Source organism: Nocardia sp. 2TAF39, from assembly GCF_052114905.1.
Classification (GTDB): Bacteria; Actinomycetota; Actinomycetes; order Mycobacteriales; family Mycobacteriaceae; genus Nocardia.
Map to the genome: position 1 here is coordinate 15,121 of NZ_JBFRFQ010000060.1, position 19,860 is coordinate 34,980.

Below are 19,860 nucleotides of genomic sequence, written 5' to 3' on the forward strand. Positions count from 1 at the left end.
CCCTGCGCCTAGCATGCACACTACGGAATCGTAGTCCCCACACCCGAGCTCCGCGCCACACAAAACCACGACCAACGTCGCGGGACTGTGGATCTAAGGCTCAGGCCTGCTGTGCCTCTTCCTGCGCGTGCTGCGCCAACGCCAGCTGTTGCGGGGTGAATCGCAATGTCAGCGCGACCAGTCCGGCCGCGAATGCGATCAAAGCGCATACGAACAGCACCAGGGTATAGCCATTGCCCAGCGCGGCGATCTCGGCGCGCGTCATGCCCGCCACCTTGCCGGTGCGGCCGCCGAGCGAGAGCGTGCGCGAGGCAGCGATCGGCGTGAGCAGGCCGATCGCGACCGGCGTGGCCAGGTTCATGAACATCTGCCCGACCGCGGCCAGTGGACCGATGTTCGCCGGCGGCACGCCGACCAGCACACACAGCGGCGCGAGCACCATGGCCATGCCTACGCCCAGACCGATCACGACCAACAGGGGCAGCAGCGTCGCGAAGTACAGCACGTCGCCGTCGAGGGTCGAGCCGAACAGCAGCCCGAGGCCGAGCACGACGGCCGCGCCTGCGAGCAGCCAGCGCGGCGCGATGTACAACGCGGCCTTGGAGGCCAGCGCGCCGCCGATGCCGATGCCGACGGTGAACGGGATGGCCGCGACGCCCGCCTTCAGCGGACCGTAGCCGATCACGTTCTGCATGAACTGGGCGACGAAGAAGGTCATCGCGCCGAGTACGCCGCCGGCCAGGAAGATCAGCAGGAAGGTGGCGACGCGGTCCCGGCTGTCGAACAGCGACCAGGGCAGCAGTGGGTCGTCCACTCGCCGCTCCAGCGCGACGAAGACGATCAGCAGCACGACGCCCGCGATCAGCGAACCGATGATGGCCGGGTGGCCCCACCCGATCTCGGGTCCCTCGGTGGCGCCGAACACGATGGCGGCGCAGGCGAGGGTGCCGAGCACCGCGCCTGGCACGTCGAGCGCCGAACGGTGATGTTCGGTGTCGGCGAGCTTGTAGACCGCGCCGAGGATGATCAGCGCGCCGATCGGGACGTTGATCAGGAAGATCCACCGCCACGACAGCTGGGTCAGCGCGCCGCCGACCACCAGGCCGCCGACCGAGCCGATGCCGACCATCGACCCGACGATCGCGATCGCCTGATTGCGCGCCCTACCCGGCGCGAACGTCGTTGCCACGAGGGCAAAGGCCGTCGGCGCCGCGACCGCCGCGCCCGCGCCTTGGACCGCGCGCGCCGCGAGCAGCATGGCCTGGTTCTGTGCGAGCCCGCAGGCCAGCGAGGCGACGGTGAACAGGACGACACCGAGGACGAGCATGCGTTTGCGACCGAAGGCGTCGCCTAGCCTGCCGCCGAGCAGCATCAGGCCCGCGAAGGTGAGGCCGTAGGACGTGACCGTCCACGCGCTGCCGGCGCTGGACAGGCCCATCTCCTCCTGCAGCCGGGGCAGCGCGAAGATCACCACCGTGCCGTCGAGCACGACCATGAGCTGCAACCCGCTCAGTACGAGGATCGCGAGCCCGAAGGCCCGCTGCGTCACCGGATACTGCATCGTCGCAGCGGGATTCTGGAGCACAGTGTGCAACTGTAATTGATGCGGCCGGCGCCGCCTGCGCCACGGGGACCCGGCGCGAAGGCCATGGACCGCGGTCAGACACCGCCGACCGAACTCGATCAGCCACCGCTCGAGACTTCCGATTACCAGCGCATCAGCCCGGCCCACCGCTGGCGAACGGGTAGCGCGACCGCTACCCGGCGGCGGAGTCGGCGGAGTCGGCCGAGAATCCTGCGGTCGGTCCGATCACCACGATCGCGGGCGGCCGGATGCCCTCCGCCCGCACCCGCGCGGCGACCGTGCCGAGATCCGCGCGCAGCACGCGCTGGGTGCGCAGCGTGCCCTCCTGGATGACCGTGGCGGGCGTGTCGGACGGGCGACCGCCTTCCAGCAACGCGGTGGCGAACTGCTCGATCCGCTCCACCGCCATCATCAGCACGAGGGTGCCGCGCAATCTGGCCAGCGCGGGCCAGTCGACCAGGGAGTCCGGATGATCCGGCGCCACATGCCCGCTCACCACGACGAACTCGTGGGTGACGCCGCGATGCGTCACCGGAATGCCCGCCGCGGCCGGTACCGAGATGGGGCTGGTCACGCCGGGCACCACGGTAACGGGCACCCCGGCATCGACGCACGCCTCGAGCTCCTCGTAGCCGCGTCCGAACACATACGGGTCGCCGCCTTTGAGCCGCACCACGAACTTGCCTGCCTTCGCGCCCTCGACCAGCGTGGTGTTGATCGCCTCCTGCGCAATCGCCCGCCCGTACGGGATCTTCGCGGCGTCGATCACCTCGACTTCGGGTCCGAGTTCGGCGAGCAGCTCCGGCGGGGCAAGCCGGTCGGCGACGACCAGATCGGCCCTGGCCAGCAGCCGCCGCCCGCGCACGGTGATCAGGTCGGGATCGCCGGGCCCACCGCCCACCAGCGCGACACCCGGCGCGATCGGCGTCGAATCATCGGTTACCACACCGGATTGCAGTGCTTCCAGCAGCGCGTTGCGGAACGCGGCGGAACGCCGGTGCTGCCCGCTCGCCAGCACGCCGAGTGTCAGTCCGTCGTAGCGCGCGGTAGCCGGGGTGACCGCGGTGCCGAGCCGGGCGATGTCGGCGCGCACACAGAAGATCCGCCGCCGCGTCGCCTCCGCGACGACCGCTGTGTTGATCTCCGGCTCGTCGGTGCAGGCGATCACGTACCAGGCGCCCTCGAGGTCGCCGTCGGCATACCCGCGCAGCGTGACGGAGATCTGGCCGGAGGTCGCCATCGCCTCGACCGCGGGTGTGACCGCGCGGCTCACCACGTGCACGTCGGCGCCGGAGGCGATCAGCAGTCCGAGCCTGCGCTGTGCCACCGAGCCACCGCCGACCACGACGACACGCCGCCCGTTCAGATCGAGCCCGACCAGGTAGTTCGGGTCGCCGGTGGGCTGGTCCTGGGTTGCGTCTGACGTGTTCGGCACAAGTTTCGAGCCTACGGCCTGTCCGCGCACCCCCGTCAATCGACCGCGCCCGAATCCGACCGCGCCCCGGCGAGCCGAACGGCAGGTCGAGGCACGCCAGCGGGCACAGGCACCGGGAATATGCCTGCCACCGGAAGTTGCTCGCTTCGGCACCCACCGAAGCAGCGGGCCGATCATCGCCCGGACATTCGATGATCGGCCCGGCCGTGCGGACGAACTGTCTGTTGCGTCCAGGGGTGGTTTGCTTGGACAGTGAACGCATGACGCGGGTGACACTGGCACAACAGCTGCTAGAGGTGGCATACGACGAGGCGCTGCACGGGCTCGCCGAGGGCGGGATCCCGATCGGCGCCGCCCTGTTCGACGCGGACGGCACCCTGCTCGGACGCGGCCACAACCGCCGGGTGCAGTCCGGCGATCCCAGCATCCACGCCGAGACCGACGCCTTCCGCACGGCGGGACGGCGACGCGGCTACGGCTCCACGATCATGGTGACCACGCTCTCACCCTGCTGGTATTGCAGCGGGCTGGTTCGCCAGTTCGGCATCGGCTCGGTGGTCGTCGGGGAAGCGCGCACCTTCTCCGGCGGGCACGATTGGCTCGCCGAGCACGGTGTTGCGGTGACCGTGCTGGACGATCGCCGCTGCATCGACCTGATGACCACCTTCATCGCCGAGTATCCGGCGCTGTGGCATGAGGATATCGGCGTCGCCGACGGAATCGAGGCGTAGTGAACGCCATCGCTTCAGCTAGCTCGCGGCACGGCGGGCAGGCGACGCCAGGACACACCGTACGACCCGACCGCGCTCACGGTGAATACGGCGACCTACTGGCCTACTGGAGCGGCGAACGCTGAACTGGACGGCAATCGGGTGCTGCCGCCGCAACCGGAAGCCCCCGAAGCGGATCTCGTGTCGCTGGTCTCGTTCTACGAACTCGACCACGACGCGGTCCCGACACCGCTGGAACCACCGATCGCCCACGTGCGCGATCTTCCTCCGGTCGTTCCGCGGAATTCCTGAGCATCCGTTCGGACGGCATCACCGTCGGCTGACCCGGCTCACCGGAGTGCGGATTTTCCCGCACCCATTGCGTAGGTGCCCTGCCACCCAGTGGGCCGGTTTTCCGCCCGCCGCAAGACTGGAACGCGTTACAGTCTCGTATCCCCGGCGCGCCGTGGGCTGGGTTCCTGCGTCAGGAGGACAACGATGACCGACGATCCTGATCCGGCACAGCGACAGCAACTGACCGTCAGCGAGCGCGATCTCGACACGCTCGCCGAGGACCTGGCGCGCTGGCTCGATTCGAAGGTGTCCGCCGACCGTCCGCCGCGGATCTCGGAGTTGTCGCGCCCACAGTCCGGGGGCATGTCCAGCACGTCGATCCTGTTCGACGCCGAGTGGAGCGTCGGCGGACGCCTGGAGAGCGGGTCGTTCGTCGCGCGGATGGCGCCCGAAGCCGGATCGTTCCCCGTGTTCGAGACATACGATTTGGCCACCCAGTACCGGGTGATGGCGGGCGTCGCCGCCGCAACCGACGTGCCGGTGCCCGAACTGTGCTGGCTGGAGAACGATGAAAAGCCGCTCGGCGCACCGTTCTTCGTGATGCGCCGGGTCGACGGGCGAATACCGACGGACAACCCGCCGTACGTGTTCATCGGCTGGCTGTTCGAGGCGAGCCCCGCGGAGCGCCTCCGGCTCACCCACAACACTGTCGAAGTGATCGCGAAGATCCACGACATCCCTGATCCCGCGGCGCGTTTCCCGATGCTGAGCGGACCCGGCCAGTCGCTGCACAGGCACGTGGCGGCGCAAAAAGCCTGGTACCGGTGGGCGCTCGCGGACGACGGCTTCGAGATCCCGCTCATCGAGCGGACTTTCGCGTGGCTGGCGCAGCACTGGCCCGCCGAGCCCGGGCCAGACGTCCTCAGCTGGGGTGATGCACGTCCCGGCAACATCATCTACCGGACCTTCGACCCGGTGGCGGTGCTGGACTGGGAGATGGCCGCGCTCGGGCCGCGCGAACTCGACTTGGGCTGGGTGATCTTCATCCACCGGTTCTTCCAGGACCTCGCCACCCGCTTCGAGCAGCCCGGCCTCCCCGACTTCCTGCGCCGCGACGACGTGGTGACGAAATATCAGCAGCTCACCGGGTATACGGTGCGCGACCTCGACTTCTACCTCGTCTACGCCGCGCTGCGGCATGCGATCGTCATGGCCAGAGTGAAGCGCAGGATGATCCACTTCGGCGAGGACACCGATACCCCCGACCGCGACGATTACGTCATGCACCGAGCCAGCCTGGAAGCGCTGCTCGACGGAACCTACGAATGGGACTGACCATGCCTGTGCCGTTGGACGAATACCCGATTCACCAGACTCCGCTGTCACTGGCCCGGGTGGCCAGCACCGACCGGAACTTCTACGATCGCGCCTACTTCAACGCCCACGACCGCAACGGCGGCACACTGCTGATCACCGGCCTCGGGGTGTACCCCAACCTAGGGGTGATCGACGCGTACGCCGCCGTCCGGCGCGGTGACACACTGCGGGCGGTGCGGTTCTCCGACGCGCTCGGCGCACGCAGCCTGGACCAATGCGTGGGCGGCTACCGAGTCGAGGTGCTCGAGCCGCTGCAACGCATCCGGGTGGTGTGCGAGCACGACGACCTGGCCTTCGACCTCACCTGGACCGGGGCCTTCCCCGCCGTGCAGGAACAGCCGCACCTCATGCTCACCGGCAACCGGCCGATCATCGACGCGTCCCGATTCGCGCAGACCGGCTCGTGGGCGGGAACTCTGCAGGTGGACGGCGACGACATCGCGGTCGACTCGGCGGTGTGGACCGGGACCAGGGACCGCTCGTGGGGCATCCGTCCGGTCGGCGAGACGGAGCCACCCGGACGCGCGRCCGCCGAGCCGTCCGGTGGTTTCTGGTGGCTGTATGTGCCGCTGCGGTTCGAGGAGTTCGCCGTGGTGGTCATCGTGCAGGAGGAGCCGGACGGCAAGCGCACGCTGAACGACGCGACGCGGATCTGGCCGGACGGACGCACCGAGCAACTCGGCTGGCCGCGTATAACGATCGACTATCGTTCCGGGACAAGGTTTCCCGTCGCGGCGCGGCTGGCCATGACGACACCGGACGGCAAGCCGCTCGAGATCGAGGTCACGCCGGGCACCGATGTCCCGCTGCACGTCGGCTGCGGCTACGGCGGCGACCCCGACTGGCAGCACGGCCAGTGGAAGGGCCGCGACTGGGCATCCTCCAGCCGATACGACCTCACCGACCCGTCCATTGTTGCCCGCACCCCGTACGGCGTGATCGACCACGTCGCCCACGCCCGCTGCGGCGAGGCCGAAGGCTGGGGCCTGTTCGAGCACGCCAGCATCGGCCGCCACGACCCCACCGGCTTCACCGACTGGGGCTCGGTCGCACCGTAGATCGATGCGCCGATGTGGTCGGTCCGCCCGACCGCGGTGCCCGACTCGGCCTATGGGGGTTGCCCGCTCAGCCGGCACCACGCCGACCGCGTTCTACCGACACCGGGCCACTGGAGCAGGCTGGCGTGATGCTGGTCACATCGCGTCGGGCCTCGTACAGCGCGAGGTACGTCGTATCGGACGCGCGGAGCGGCAACCTCGATAGTCCAGCCGCTGGCCCCATCGAGCTGGCACGCCGTCTCGATCGGAGGCGGTATGCGCCGCGCCCGAAGCGAGTCGGCGGCGCTGCCGGGACCAGGTCGGCTCGGTCGGGGTCGGCACGCGTATTCGATCGGAGGAGCGCAGGGCAGAGCCGTCCTACCTTGGGTGACCGAGACGCGCGGCCGCGATCACCACACCCTGCACGACCCGCTTGCGCACCACCAGCGGCCCGCCGTCGGCACCGAGGACCGCGGCGGCCTCGGCGACGCTTGCCGTCGCGACCGCCTCCAGCGTCCGGCTCGCCGGGTTGGGGACATCGACCATGGCCAGATCGGCGGCGGAGTAGGACCTGATCGGCACGCCCAACTCAGCGGCCACCATACGGAGACCGGAGTCCGTCGCGCGTTGTTCGAGTGTTGCCAGATACCCGATCACTTTGTCACCCAATACTTCCCGAAGCGCGGCGCGGATGCGATCGGCCGAAGTCCGTGGCCGAAATCCGATGCCGACCACGAGTTCAGCAGACGGCACGAGAACTCGCGAATTCGGCCGCGGCGGCAACGAAACGAGCTATGGCTTCGGGAATGCCGGCCGGATGGGTATGCAGGTACGAGGCGTGCACATGCCGGACCAACGCACCCTCACGGACGCGCTCGCCGTCGGTGCCGTGCCAGCCCCACGCCGAGGCGGCCGACGGCGCCGACACCAGGCGAGTCCGATGGAACTCGTGCCCGCGCACCCGTTCCCCGGCCCGCCACAGCGGGGAGTCGGCCAGCGCCACGGCATCTCGGTAACCGAGAGTCAGACGCGGTCCGAACTCGGCGTCGGCGGCCACCACGCCTGCCATCGGGTGGCCGTCGAGAGAACAGGTCAAATAGAGCATCCCAGCGCATTCGGCGTGCATCGGCATCCCCCGCCGGGCCGCCTCGGCCACCGCCCCCAGCAGTCCGGTATTGCCGGCCAGCTCCGCGGCATGCTCCTCCGGAAACCCACCCGGTAATACCAGCCCAGCGGTGCCGGCAGGCAATTCGTCTCGCAGCGGATCGAACACGACCACCTGCGCGCCCGCCGCCACCAACAACTCCCGATGCTCCGCATACCCGAAGGTGAATGCCGCCCCGCCCGCGATGGCGATCAGTGGGCCTGCGTGGCCGACGACATCGAGGGCGGCGACCGCGCCGTGGGTGTTCCCGGCGGATGCCTTGGAACCGCCGGCACCATCGAGGTCGGTACCGACGGATGCTTGGTAACCGTCGAGACCGCGCACGGCGGCCGCGGGATCCCAAGCCGGGCCGGTGATCGACGAGCCTGCCAGCGCCACGACCGCGGGCAAATCAATGTGGTCGGCAACGAGTACCGTCATCGCGGTGACCGCCGCCGCGGCAGCGGCGCCGTGTTCCACCGCGGGAATCAGACCAAGATGTCTGGAGGGGACTTCTAATTCGGCCATCCTCGGCAGCGACCCGAGTACCGGCAGACCGACACGATCGCACGCAGCACGCAGCACCTGGTCGTGCCGCGCGCTGCCGACCCGGTTCAAGATCACCCCGCCGAGCCGGACCCCGCTGTCGAAGGTGGCGAACCCGTGCAGCAGCGCGGCCAGGCTCTGACTGTGACCGCGAGCGTCCACCACCAGCACCACCGGCGCACCGAGCAGGCTCGCGACCTGCGCCGTCGACCCCTCTGCCACCGGCCCGGAATGATTCGGGTCGATCCGCCCGTCGAACAACCCCATCACGCCCTCGACCACCGCGAGATCGCACCCCTGCGCCCCATGCCGATAGAGCGGCACAACACGTTCCGCCCCCACCAACACCGGATCGAGGTTTCGGCCCGGCCGGCCCGCCGCCAACCCGTGATACCCCGGATCGATGTAATCCGGCCCCACTTTGAACGGCGCCACCCGATGCCCCACGCGCCGCAACGCCCCCACCAAACCGGTAGCCACCGTAGTCTTCCCACTCCCTGAAGCAGGAGCCGCAATCACCACAGCCCGCACCCCTACCACCCCGCCGCGGCGAGGGGCACACCATGGCGCGGGCTTCTCGCGATTTGCCGCAGCCTGGTGCCACTCGATGGGGTGGGGGTTACCATTCGATGCCTCTTTGGCCTTTGCGACCGGCGTCCATGGGGTGTTTGATTTTGGTCATTTCGGTGACCAGGTCGGCGGCTTCGAGGAGGGAACGGGGGGCGTCGCGGCCGGTGATGACGACGTGTTGGTTGCCGGGACGGGTCCGGAGCGTGTCTACCACTTCGGCGACGTCGATCCAGCCCCACTTCAGGGGGTAGGTGAATTCATCCAGGACGTAGAAGCGGTGCTGTTCGGCCTTCAGACGCCGGGCTATTTCCTGCCAGCCCGCGAGTGCGGCCGCAGCGTGGTCCTCCTCGGTGCCCGGTTTGCGGGTCCACGACCAGCCTTCTCCCATCTTGTGCCACTCGACCGCCCCGCCCGCGCCGGTTTCCTCGTGCAGCTTGCCGAGCGCGCGGAAGGCCGCCTCCTCCCCCACCTTCCATTTGGCGCTCTTCACGAATTGGAATACCGCGATGTCGAAGCCTTGGTTCCAGGCCCGCAGCGCCATCCCGAACGCGGCCGTCGACTTACCCTTGCCAGGCCCGGTGTGCACCGCGAGCACCGGCTGATTGCGTCGCTGTCGCGTGGTGAGCCCGTCGTCGGGCACGGTTTCCGGAACACCCTTGGGCATCGAATCTCCTTGCTACTCCGCGGCCCACCATGAACCCAATTCGATCCGATAGCCAATTCCCTGCGGCTCAAGCGGCCCGCACCGACACACGCCCCGAGCCGGCACGGACGACGTCGGCGACCGAATCTCCGGTCAGCTCGGCCAGCCTCAGATATCCGCCGCGCAGGTCGCGGGCGAGGTCCGCGGCGAGACCGAGGCGGATCATGCCGCGTTCGCAGTCGACCACGATCGAGGTGACCGCGTCCTTGGCGAGCAGTTCCGCGGCGGCGCGACCGCGCCCGACCGGATCGGCGCCGCCGGTGGCGCGACCGTCGGTCAGCACCACCAGCATCGGCCTGCGGCGCGGGTCGCGGACGCGCTCGCGGCGCACGACGTCGCGCGCCTTCAGCAGGCCCGCCGCGAGCGGCGTCTTCCCGCCGGTGCGCATCCCGGACAAGCGGCGCACCGCGATGTCGACCGAGGAAGTCGGCGGCAAGACGAGTTCGGCTTCGGCGCCGCGCACGGTGATGACGGCCACCTTGTCGCGGCGCTGATAGGCATCGCGCAGCAGCGCGACGACCGCGCCGGTGACGGCGGACAGCCGGTCCCGGGCGGCCATGGAACCGGACGCGTCGACCACGAACACGACCAGATTGCCTTCCCGCCCTTCGCGGTATGCGCCGCGCAGATCATCGGAGACAAGCGTCAGCGGTCCCTCGCCGCGCCCACGGGCGCGCTGGTGCGGCGCGGCGGCGAACACGGTGCCGAGCAGGTGCAGGCCGGAGGAGGTGTCGGCGCTGGAACGCACGACCCGCCCGTACCGCGATTTGGCCCGTGAGCGGCGGCCGGGTGCCCCCTCGCCCACGCCGGGCACTTCCCAGCTCGGCGGCGTCGCCGCGGCGGAAACCGGTGCGCCACTGTGTCCTTCCGGCGCCTTGCCGCCACCGGGACCGTCCGGTGGGGAAGGATCCTCGGGGGTGTCGGAGGGACCGCGTTCCCCCGGTTCCTCGCTCGACGGCGGCGCGAGCTCGGATTCGCCGGCCTGCGCGGGCGACTGCGCCTCGGCCGCGGCCTCGCGCATGGCGTCGTCCAACTGCTCGTCGCTGATGCCCGGCTCGTCGAACGGATCACGCCTGCGCCGATGCGGCAGCGCCAGCTCGGCGGCGACGCGCACATCATCCTCGGTCACCGCGTCGCCGCCACGCCAGGCCGCGTGCGCGGTCGCGGTCCGGGCGACCACGAGGTCGGCCCGCATCCCGTCGACGTCGAACGCGGCGCACAGCGCGGCGATCCTGCGCAGCTCCACGTCGTCGAGCACGACCTGGCCGATCCGGTCGCGGGCCGCGAGAATCTTCTCGGCTACGTCGCGGTCCGACCCGGCGTACCGGGCCGCGAACCCTGCCGGGTCCGCCTCGTAGTCCAGTCGGCGGCGCACCACCGCCATGCGGACGTCGACGTCCCGCGATGCGACCACGTCCACGGTCAGCCCGAACCGGTCCAGCAGCTGCGGACGCAGCTCGCCCTCCTCCGGGTTCATGGTGCCGACCAGGACGAACCGCGCCGGATGCGAGTGCGAGATGCCGTCGCGTTCGATGTGCACCCGTCCCATCGCGGCCGCGTCCAGCAGTACGTCCACCAGGTGGTCGTGCAGCAGGTTGACCTCGTCCACGTAGAGCACGCCGTGATGCGCGGCGGCCAGCAGGCCCGGACGGAACGCCTGCTCCCCGTCGCGCAGTACCCGCTCCAGGTCCAGTGAGCCGACCACGCGGTCCTCTGTCGCGCCGACCGGCAGTTCCACCAGCCGAGCGGGCCGTGCCCCGGTCTGGTCCACGACCGGCGGCAGCAGCTGGGCCAGCGCGCGCACCACAGTCGACTTGGCGGTGCCCTTCTCGCCGCGCACCAACACACCGCCGATACCGGGATGCACCGCGCACAGGATCAACGCCAGCTGCAGCTGCTCCTGTCCGACCACGGCCGAGAACGGGAACCCGACCTCCCCGTCCGAAGTCGGACGAACTCCGCTCAGCTGGTCGGACATCGACGAGGTTTCGGCATGGGACACGGACACGCCCCAACTCTAGGCACGCCCCGATACCCACCGACCGGCACCCTCCATCCGCCCCCCGAACCAACCGAATCGCCCCGCCACGACCGTGCCACCACACCGTACCCAGGCATTCGAGCCACGCGGGACCGAGCATCCCCATTCGCAGCCTGAGCCCAGGGCGCCGCGAACACGCCCCACCGCAGGCGCTCCAACAAACCAACCCAGCTACCACCAAGTGGTGGCCGAGCAACAAACCACCGTGCCACGACTCTCAACCCCGTCGAGAGCGAGTCTTACGAGCGACGTTCGCGGCCCGGCTCGCGTTCGAGCGGGCGAAGCGCATGCGACGAAGTCGCGAGTCTCGCCCGCTCGAACGCGAGCCAAGAGGGGGCCGCGAACACGCAGCGCCGCAGGCGCTGCAAATCAGACAGAGCCAATCAAACAGAACCCTTGCGCATGGGCAGGTGGGGGATCCCGTCCTCGTCGAATTCGTCGCCGTCGACCTTGAAGCCGTGCTTGCTGTACAGGTCGCGCAGGTAGCTCTGTGCGTTCAGCCGTACCGTCGCCGAGCCGACCTCGGCCAGCGCCGCCTGCAGCAGCCGCGTGGTGTAGCCGTGGCCTCGTGCGGGCACCGCGGTACAGAGCCTGCTGATGCGGAAGCTCTTCACCCCGCCCTCGTGCTCCTCGCACAGGCGCAGGGTCGCGATGGCCTCGCCCTCGTCATCGAGCCAGAAGTGCCGGGTTTCGGGAAGCAGATCCTTCCCGTCCAGCTCCGGGTAGGCGCACTTCTGCTCGACGACGAAAACTTGGACGCGAAGTTTCAGCAGCTGGTAGAGCGTGGCGGTGTCGAGATCCTGCGCCCATGACCGTTTGAGAGCAACCGTTGACATCATCGCGCCTTGCTATCACACCTAGGCGTTCGTCGCGACTCCTACGTGCTTCGGCGTGTTCGTGAGGTTCAGCGTCTTGGAGGTCCAATCCCACACTTCCCGGAACAGCGCCGGGTTGTCGGACAGCTGAATGCCCAGCGAAGGAACCATTTCCTTCAGCTTCGGCGTCCACTCGGCGTATTCCTGCGGGAAGCAACGCTGCAGCACGTCGAGCATGGCGGTGACACAGGTCGAGGCGCCAGGGGATGCGCCGAGCAGTCCGGCGATGGTGCCATCCTGCGCGGCGATCACGGCGGTCCCGAATTCGAGTACGCCACCCGCGCCCTTGCGGCGTATCACCTGGACGCGCTGGCCGGCGGTGATCAGCTCCCAGTCCCTCGCTTCGGCGCGCGGGATGAACTCCGACAGTGTGTACACCTTGCCCGCTTCGGACTTCAACAGCTCGCTGACCAGGTATTTGGTCAAGCCCAGCTCGGTAACGCCGACACCGAGCAGCGAGAAGATGTTGTTCGGCTTCACCGACTTGAACAGGTCGGTGTTCTTGCCGTCCTTCAGGAATTTCGGGGTCCAGCCCGCGTACGGACCGAACAGCAGGCCAGGCTTGCCCTTGATCACGCGAGTGTCCAAGTGCGGCACCGACATAGGCGGCGCGCCGACGGCGGCCTTGCCGTACACCTTGGCCTCGTGCTGGTGGATCAGCGCCGGGTTGACGCAACGGAAGAACTGGCCGCTGACGGGGAAGCCGCCGAATCCCTTGGCCTCTTCGATGCCTGCCTTCTGCAGCAGCGGGAGCGCGCCACCGCCCGCGCCGACGAACACGAATTTGCTGACCAGCGTGCGGGTTTCGCGGGTGCGCAGGTTGCGCACCTTGACCAGCCAGGAGCCGTCGGACTGTTTGGCCAGGTTGCGCACCTCGTGACCGAAGGCCAGGTCGGCGCCGGTGGCGCCGAGGTAGGCGAGCAGTTCCTGGGTGAGCGCACCGAAGTCGATGTCGGTGCCGCGGTCGGTCCAGTTCAGCGCGATCGGATCGGAGAAGTCCCGGCCGCGCGCCATCAATGGCAGACGCCGGGTGAACTCCTCGGGACTGTCGATGTACTCCATGCCCTCGAACAGCGGGTGCCGCGCCAACGCCTCGTATCGTTTGCGCAGGTACTGGACGTTTTCGGCGCCGTGCACGAAGCTGACGTGCGGGATCGGGTTGATGAAGCCGGACGGATCGCCGAGGATGCCGTTCTCCACGCCGTAGGACCAGAACTGGCGCGAGACCTGGAACCGTTCGTTGATGTCGATGGCCTTGCTGATGTCTACCGAGCCGTCGGCGTTCTGCGGGCTGTAATTCAGCTCACACAGCGCGGAGTGCCCGGTGCCCGCGTTGTTCCACGGGTCACTGCTCTCTGCCGCGGCGGCGTCCAGCCTCTCGAACAGGGAGATCGACCAGTCCGGCCGCAGCTGCCGCAGCAGCGCGCCGAGAGTGGCACTCATGATGCCGGCACCGATGAGTACTACATCGGTCTTTTCAGTCAGGGCAGCGTTCGGCACGAGTAGATCGACTTCCTTGTCCTTCTGCGCGGGCCCACCGGGCGGGTGGACCTGCCTGGGCACGGTGTTTTGTTGTGGCCCGGGTCCGGCGTCCGCCTTCCCGAACAGCATCGCGGAGGTTAGGTTACCCGCCGTTCACCTATGCCCAATTGTGCACCTCACCACGCGCATCCTTGGCAACCAGCCTGCGAAATGTGCGGAATGCGACAGAGATCGTCGTCACTCCGGGGCCCGGAAAGGACCGGGCCCTGTCGGGCCGGAACACCGTCAAATAGATTGGTCGGGTGACGAACGAACAGTCGCTTGCCGAGCCGGTCAGCACCGCTCCGGATGGCGTGGGCTGGCGCCCCGACGTCCTGGGCCCGCTCTACGAGCAGCGCACGCTCGCGCTGGGCACCGATCCCGACGGCGAAGGCGACGTGGTCGCCACGCTGGTGCGCTACGTGCCGAACGGAAAGGTCGAGCAGACCGCGGGCGCGGTGCTCTACGTCCACGGATTCACCGATTACTTCTTTCAGGAGCATCTCGCCGAGCATTTCGCTGCGCGCGGTTTCCAGTTCTATGCACTCGATCTGCGCAAGTGCGGCCGCTCGCTGCGGGAGGGGCACACACCGCATTATGTGACGGATCTCGCTTTCTACGACCGGGAACTGGACGAGTCGCTGCGGATCGTCCGGGAGGAGACCGGCGCTCCAGTGGTGCTCAACGCGCACTCCACCGGCGGTTTGATCGTTCCGCTGTGGCTGGATCGGCGCAACCGCACCCGCGGGACGGCCGCCGCGGGGATCACCGGACTGGTGCTCAACAGCCCGTGGTTCGACCTGCAGGGCCCGTCCTACTACCGGACCATCGGAACGCCGATCATCAAGGGGCTCGGACGGTTTCGGAGGATGGTCGAGCTGCCGGGCGGCGGCAAGGTCAGCACCTACGGCGACAGCCTGCACCGGTCGGTGGCCGGTGAGTGGGATTACAACCTGGACTGGAAACCGTTGCAGGGCTTTCCCGTTCGGCTCGGCTGGCTGCGCGCGATCCGCAACGGCCAGGCGCGGCTGCACGCGGGCCTCGATATCGGGGTGCCGTCGCTGATCCTGCGCTCCAGGATGACCAAGTTCGCCAGGGAGTACGGCCCCGCCGTGGACGTGGCCGACGCGGTGCTGGATGTCAGGCAGATCCAGCGTTGGTCGGGCTGCCTCGGCGACCGCACCAACATGGTGCCGATCGACGGCGCCAAGCACGACGTATTCCTGTCCGCCCCCGAGCCGCTGGCCAGCGCGTTCGCCGAACTCGACAGCTGGCTGGACTGGCTGGAGGCCTACCGGGTCGGCGCCGGCGAGAGCTCACCAGAGGCTTGTGCGTAGCACGATCTCGGTGGCCAGCTCGTGGTCGGCTTCGGTCGCCACGTTGGTCACGTCGACGTGGACGACCCGGAACTCGCCGTAGACGAACCGCCCGGACGTGTCGGCCACCGAGCGGGGCAGGTTCTTGGTGACCAGCAGCGTCGTCGGCACCTCGACCGGACGAGTTTTCGCGTCGAGCACCGTGCCGTCGGCGCCGGGAACAGCGGGGTGGCCGCGGTCGGCGACGACCAGGCTCTGGAATCGGCCGAAGCCGCCCGCACACACCTGCCAGGCCAGCGCGGCGCCCGCGCCGCGCCCGGCGACGTTCACCCAGGGCAGTCCGAGTTCGTCGAGAATCGCGGTCACACCCGACGCGTCCAAGCCCTCGATCGACTCCAGCACGAACGTGCGCAGATCCGAGGTGTGCAGGCGGGCGCACACCTGATCGTAGACGTCCGCTGCATCACCCGCATCGGGCAGCAGCAGCACGCTGTGCCGGGAATCCGGCCCGTCGATTCGCACGGTCCAAGCCCGGTCACCGACCGTGATCTGCCGAGATTTCATGCCGGACCACGCTACACGGATCACCGCGACAAGGCGGTGTGTCGAGGGCGGTCGACTCGAGCGAGCAACCGCATTCCGGCTCGCTCACCTGCATTGTGATCGAAGGTGACGGTCGTGTCACACCACGCCTCCCGACCGAGCTGCTCGATCAGCGCGTCGGCGAAATCCGCGCCGACGGCGGCCTGGCGCGCGGCAACCACCCATGCCGTTTCAGGCGGCTGGCGGAGTGTCCAGAAACCGATGGAGGGAGGCCGCCGTGCTGGCGACGAAGGTGTCGCGAACCTGGTCGGTGACACAGTCCAGAGAGAGGTAAGGGTTGAGGTCCTCCAGCTCGACCAGGAGCAGTTCACCGTCTCGGGTGCGGCAGGCGTCTACCCGTTGGATGCCGTGGTCGAGGGTATTCCAGTCGATGAAACGGCGGGCGAAGCCGAGGTCGGCGTCGGTGGGATCGTAGGGGTCGAGGACCCAGCGCTGGTGGGGGTCTGGGGTGTAGAGGGCGTAATGGAAGGTGTCGTCGACGTAGTAGAACGACACCTCGTAGCGGAAGTCGATGCGCGGTTGGACCAGGATGTCGCCGTAGGCGAGGCCGTCCAACTGGTCCCGTGGCATGTAGGTCAGACCGATGGAGTCCGCTCCCGCCTTCGGCTTGACCGCGTACTGGCCGGTCTCGGGCAGGCGGCCCAGGTTCTGGGGCAGGTCGATCGTGGGGATGACCGGGAACCCGGCGGCGGTCAGGTCCAACAGGTACTGCTTGCCGGCCATGTCGCCTCGGCCGGACAGCGGGTTGTAGACCCGTGTGCCGCGCACCGCGGCCTGCTTCCGGAAAGCGTCGTACTCCTTCTGGTAGTGCAGCACGGGGCCGCTGTTGCGGACTACGACCGCGTCGAAGGAGTCCATCAGTGCATCGACATTCCGCGGATGGCACAGGGCGATGTCGAAGTCCTTGCGGAGTCGGGAGGTAAGGAAGATGTCCTCGTCGCAGTAGCGCCGTCCCGATGCCTGGTAGGCGAGATCGGTCACGAACAGAACGCTGGGGCGGGCGAGCACGGTGCATCTCCTTCGTCGGGGGGCACCAACCTATCCATCCCCTCCGAAAAGCGAAGCCGAAGGGCCACCTTCATCATCGGCACAGAACCGACTCGAGTGAGGGGCTACACCTTCATGAATCGCACTCCGCGCTCATGGCACACCAAAAGTCAAACTCGAGCGGACCCGGTGACCAGCGTGGGCAGATCCGGGGGCGCACCGTCGGCGAGGAGACGTTCGAACCGCGCGAGGTCGAGGTGATCTTCGACCAGGTCGGCCAGCAGATCGAGCTGGGCGTCGCGCACTGCGGAGACCGAGATACCCTCGGCGACAACGAAACCCGTGCGCCCCGTGGCTGACGCGACCGCACGAAGCCAACTGCGGCGAAACCGGTCCGACTCGAGCAGGCCGTGCAGGTGGGTGCCCCACACCGCGCCCCGTACGCTGCCCTCCGGTTCGCCATTGACGATCAGCCAGGCCGGGTCGCCGCGGTGGACGACTCGGCCATGATGAATCTCATAGCCCCGCAGCGGAATTCCCGCGCCATGTCCCTCGCTGCGGCGCAGCACTTTGGACTCGGCGAACTCGACGGCCAAGTCGAGCAGCCCGAGCCCCTCGACCACACCCGCGCCGGACTCGACCCGGTCCACGATGCGGGTCCCGAGCATTTGGTACCCACCGCAAATACCGAGCACCGGCGCGCCCGCAGCCGCCCGCGCCCGCACCGCGTCGGCCATACCGGTGCGCCGTAACCACTCCAGGTCCGACACCGTCGACTTGCTGCCCGGCACGACCACCAGGTCGGCGCCCGCCAGCCGGGACGGCTCGGTCACCCAGCGCACCGCGACGCCCGGCTCGCAGGCCAGCGCCTCGACGTCGGTGGAGTTGGAGATGCGCGGCAGCCGGACCGCCGCGACGGTCAGCCACTCGGCGCCCACCGGCGGACGCGGGCGACCGACCGGCGTGTCCGCGACTGTGCCGAGCGAGTCCTCCGCATCGATCCAGAGGTCCTCGGCGTAGGGGAGCACCCCGAGAGTAGGGCGGCCGGTGAGCTCGGTGAGACGGTCCAGTCCGGGCCGCAGCAGCTCGACGTCGCCGCGGAACTTGTTGACGACGAAGCCCGAGATCAATTGCTGGTCTTCGGGTTCCAAGATCGCGACGGTCCCGAACAGATGCGCCAGCACGCCGCCGCGGTCGATGTCGCCGACGAGTAGCACCGGCAACCCAGCGGCCCGCGCCAGACCCATGTTCGCCAGATCGGTGGCCCGCAGATTGATCTCGGCGGGTGATCCGGCGCCCTCACAGATCACCACGTCGAATTCGGCGCGCAGCGCGGCGAGTTCGGCGGCGACGACCGTGCGCAGCTCCCGCCGGCGCTGGAAGTAATCGCCTGCGCCGACGGTACCGACCGCCGTGCCCCGCACCACCAGCTGTGAGCGCCGGTCGCTGCCCGGCTTGAGCAGGACGGGATTGAATCGCACGCTCGGTTCCAGCCCGCACGCCCGCGCCTGCAACGCCTGCGCACGCCCGATCTCCCCGCCGTCCAGCGTGACCACGGAGTTGTTGGACATGTTCTGTGCCTTGAACGGTGCCACGCGCACGCCGCGCCGCGCCAGCATCCGGCAGATCCCGGCCACAAGGACGCTCTTGCCCGCGTCGGAAGTCGTGCCGGCGACCAGGAGCGCCCCCTTCATCGCGGCACGCCGATCTCGAACGTGGAGCCGAAAGGAGATGACGCGCCCCAGCTGACCGGAACCCGCGCCGGAACAGGGCAACTCACGCGCGTCGCCCGGACGGCGCGGGTCGCGATCCGACCTCCGTCCAGCGGTGCGCGCCCAGCCAGGCGGCGGTTCACGGCAGGGTCAGAATCTCGGCCCCAGACTCGGTGACGACCAAGGTGTGTTCGAACTGTGCGGTCCACTTGCGGTCCTTGGTGACTACGGTCCAGCCGTCGTTCCAGATCTCGTAGTCGATGCCGCCGAGGTTGATCATCGGCTCGATGGTGAACGTCATGCCGGGTTCGATGATCGACTCCACCGCGGGCTGGTCGTAATGCAGGACGACCAGGCCGCTGTGGAAGGTGGGGCCGACGCCGTGACCGGTGAAGTCGCGCACCACGCCGTAACCGAAGCGGTTGGCGTAGGACTCGATCACCCGGCCGATCACGTTGAGCGCCCGGCCAGGGCGGACCGCCTTGATGGCCCGCTTGGTGGCCTCCTCGGTCCGCTCGACGAGCAGGCGCACCTCCTCGTCGACATCGCCTGCGAGATAGGTCTTGTTGGTGTCGCCGTGCACACCGTGGATGTAGGCGGTGACGTCGATGTTGACGATGTCGCCGTCCTCGATCACGGTGGAATCCGGGATGCCATGGCAGATCACCTCGTTCAGCGAGGTGCAGCAGGACTTCGGAAATCCCTTGTAGCCCAGGGTCGACGGATAAGCCCCGTGGTCGCACATGTACTCGTGCGCGATCCGGTCCAGCTCGTCGGTGGTGACGCCGGGCGCGACCGCCTTACCCGCCTCTTCCAGCGCCTGTGCGGCGATCTTGCCCGCGATCCGCATCTTCTCGATCGTCTCCGCGGTCTGCACCCAGGGCTCATGCCCCTCGTCGGCGGTTTTCTTCCACGCGTATTCCGGGCGTTCGATGGTGCGGGGAACATCGCGGGTGGGTGACTGCGTGCCGGGGACGAGCGGCTTGCGGGTACGGACAGACATAGCGAACAGCGTAATGGGACGACCGAGCCGATGCCGAAAGCCAGCCGGAATAGCATCGGACGACGGTCCGCTTACGGTGTTGATCGACAGGAAAACAACTCAGGGAAGAGGCTCGAACGGTGGAACTGGGAGGCACGAAATTCGCCGAGCTGTACCCGGTCGACGACCGGCCTGGCGATCACGGTGTGGCACTTCCCGCCCGGTTTGCCGGTCTGTGGGGTCGAGGTAATTCTCGGTGGAGTAGGCAGTGTGTGGTTCATCCTCGGGTTGGTGTGACCGGGGTTCCGGCAGGAGTGGTTTCGAGGTAGGTGTCTGTGGCGATCTGTTGCAGGATTTGTTCTTCTCGGGAGCCGGCCGGGGCGGTGATGATCAGGAGCATCTGCGCTGAATCGGGTGGGAGA

The 19,860-nt window shown here is 68.5% G+C and carries 17 protein-coding genes and 1 pseudogene; 5 read left to right on the forward strand and 13 right to left on the reverse strand.

The genetic code is table 11. The annotated features are described in order from the left end of the window. Positions 1–100: 100 nt before the first annotated feature. The gene (locus tag AB4Z47_RS27480) at positions 101–1,561 is read right to left on the reverse strand and encodes an MFS transporter (protein WP_441955081.1); all 1,461 of its coding nucleotides are present in this window, start codon (positions 1,559–1,561) and stop codon (positions 101–103) included. A gap of 196 nt (positions 1,562–1,757) precedes the next feature. After that, the gene (gene cobA, locus AB4Z47_RS27485) at positions 1,758–3,020 is read right to left on the reverse strand and encodes a uroporphyrinogen-III C-methyltransferase (RefSeq protein WP_441955047.1); all 1,263 of its coding nucleotides are present in this window, start codon (positions 3,018–3,020) and stop codon (positions 1,758–1,760) included. Between the two features lie 260 nt (positions 3,021–3,280). Between cobA and AB4Z47_RS27490 the strand changes: the two genes are divergently transcribed. The 4 genes and pseudogenes from AB4Z47_RS27490 to AB4Z47_RS27505 all read left to right on the forward strand — a co-directional run bounded on the left by AB4Z47_RS27490 (position 3,281) and on the right by AB4Z47_RS27505 (position 6,459). Next, complete coding sequence (locus tag AB4Z47_RS27490) at positions 3,281–3,751, forward strand: nucleoside deaminase (protein WP_441955049.1); 471 nt, start codon at positions 3,281–3,283, stop codon at positions 3,749–3,751. Between the two features lie 51 nt (positions 3,752–3,802). After that, positions 3,803–4,074, forward strand: a pseudogene (locus tag AB4Z47_RS27495) (isopenicillin N synthase family dioxygenase); the annotation flags it as partial. Between the two features lie 154 nt (positions 4,075–4,228). Next, the gene (locus AB4Z47_RS27500) at positions 4,229–5,359 is read left to right on the forward strand and encodes a phosphotransferase family protein (protein WP_441955051.1); all 1,131 of its coding nucleotides are present in this window, start codon (positions 4,229–4,231) and stop codon (positions 5,357–5,359) included. After that, a complete protein-coding gene (locus tag AB4Z47_RS27505; RefSeq protein ID WP_441955054.1) occupies positions 5,350–6,459 on the forward strand; it encodes a hypothetical protein in 1,110 nt (369 codons plus the stop codon). The genes AB4Z47_RS27500 and AB4Z47_RS27505 overlap by 10 nt, the downstream gene beginning before the upstream one ends. A 357-nt stretch (positions 6,460–6,816) precedes the next feature. On the opposite strand, the gene AB4Z47_RS27510 is transcribed toward AB4Z47_RS27505, so the two are convergent. From AB4Z47_RS27510 to mqo, 6 genes are all read right to left on the reverse strand, one after another. Then, positions 6,817–7,191, reverse strand: coding sequence for a cobalamin biosynthesis protein (locus tag AB4Z47_RS27510; protein ID WP_441955057.1), 375 nt, complete (start codon positions 7,189–7,191; stop codon positions 6,817–6,819). Further along, positions 7,178–8,650, reverse strand: a complete 1,473-nt coding sequence (locus AB4Z47_RS27515) for a cobyrinate a,c-diamide synthase (protein ID WP_441955059.1) — start codon at positions 8,648–8,650, stop codon at positions 7,178–7,180. The genes AB4Z47_RS27510 and AB4Z47_RS27515 overlap by 14 nt, the downstream gene beginning before the upstream one ends. A 97-nt stretch (positions 8,651–8,747) precedes the next feature. Then, on the reverse strand, positions 8,748–9,362 hold the full coding sequence (cobO, locus tag AB4Z47_RS27520) for a cob(I)yrinic acid a,c-diamide adenosyltransferase (protein WP_441955061.1): 615 nt from the start codon (positions 9,360–9,362) through the stop codon (positions 8,748–8,750). 67 nt (positions 9,363–9,429) lie between these two features. Beyond that, entirely contained in the window at positions 9,430–11,379 is a 1,950-nt protein-coding gene (locus AB4Z47_RS27525; protein ID WP_441955083.1) for a magnesium chelatase subunit D family protein, read from the reverse strand. A 446-nt stretch (positions 11,380–11,825) separates the two neighbouring features. Beyond that, positions 11,826–12,281, reverse strand: coding sequence for a GNAT family N-acetyltransferase (locus AB4Z47_RS27530; protein WP_441955063.1), 456 nt, complete (start codon positions 12,279–12,281; stop codon positions 11,826–11,828). 18 nt (positions 12,282–12,299) lie between these two features. Beyond that, the gene (gene mqo / locus AB4Z47_RS27535) at positions 12,300–13,760 is read right to left on the reverse strand and encodes a malate dehydrogenase (quinone) (RefSeq protein ID WP_441955085.1); all 1,461 of its coding nucleotides are present in this window, start codon (positions 13,758–13,760) and stop codon (positions 12,300–12,302) included. Positions 13,761–14,101: 341 nt separating this feature from the next. Between mqo and AB4Z47_RS27540 the strand changes: the two genes are divergently transcribed. Beyond that, positions 14,102–15,175, forward strand: a complete 1,074-nt coding sequence (locus tag AB4Z47_RS27540) for an alpha/beta hydrolase (RefSeq protein ID WP_441955065.1) — start codon at positions 14,102–14,104, stop codon at positions 15,173–15,175. Here AB4Z47_RS27540 and AB4Z47_RS27545 read toward each other — a convergent pair. The 5 genes from AB4Z47_RS27545 to map all read right to left on the reverse strand — a co-directional run bounded on the left by AB4Z47_RS27545 (position 15,155) and on the right by map (position 19,459). Next, a complete protein-coding gene (locus tag AB4Z47_RS27545; RefSeq protein WP_441955067.1) occupies positions 15,155–15,718 on the reverse strand; it encodes an alpha/beta hydrolase in 564 nt (187 codons plus the stop codon). The genes AB4Z47_RS27540 and AB4Z47_RS27545 overlap by 21 nt on opposite strands. 20 nt (positions 15,719–15,738) lie before the next feature. Beyond that, positions 15,739–15,918, reverse strand: a complete 180-nt coding sequence (locus tag AB4Z47_RS27550; RefSeq protein WP_441955069.1) for a hypothetical protein — start codon at positions 15,916–15,918, stop codon at positions 15,739–15,741. A gap of 10 nt (positions 15,919–15,928) precedes the next feature. Next, complete coding sequence (locus tag AB4Z47_RS27555; protein ID WP_441955071.1) at positions 15,929–16,765, reverse strand: hypothetical protein; 837 nt, start codon at positions 16,763–16,765, stop codon at positions 15,929–15,931. A 149-nt stretch (positions 16,766–16,914) separates the two neighbouring features. Then, a complete protein-coding gene (locus AB4Z47_RS27560; RefSeq protein ID WP_441955073.1) occupies positions 16,915–18,438 on the reverse strand; it encodes a cobyric acid synthase in 1,524 nt (507 codons plus the stop codon). Positions 18,439–18,595: 157 nt separating this feature from the next. Further along, positions 18,596–19,459: a type I methionyl aminopeptidase gene (gene map, locus AB4Z47_RS27565; RefSeq protein WP_441955075.1), complete on the reverse strand. Its 864-nt coding sequence runs from the start codon at positions 19,457–19,459 to the stop codon at positions 18,596–18,598. Positions 19,460–19,860: the final 401 nt, after the last annotated feature.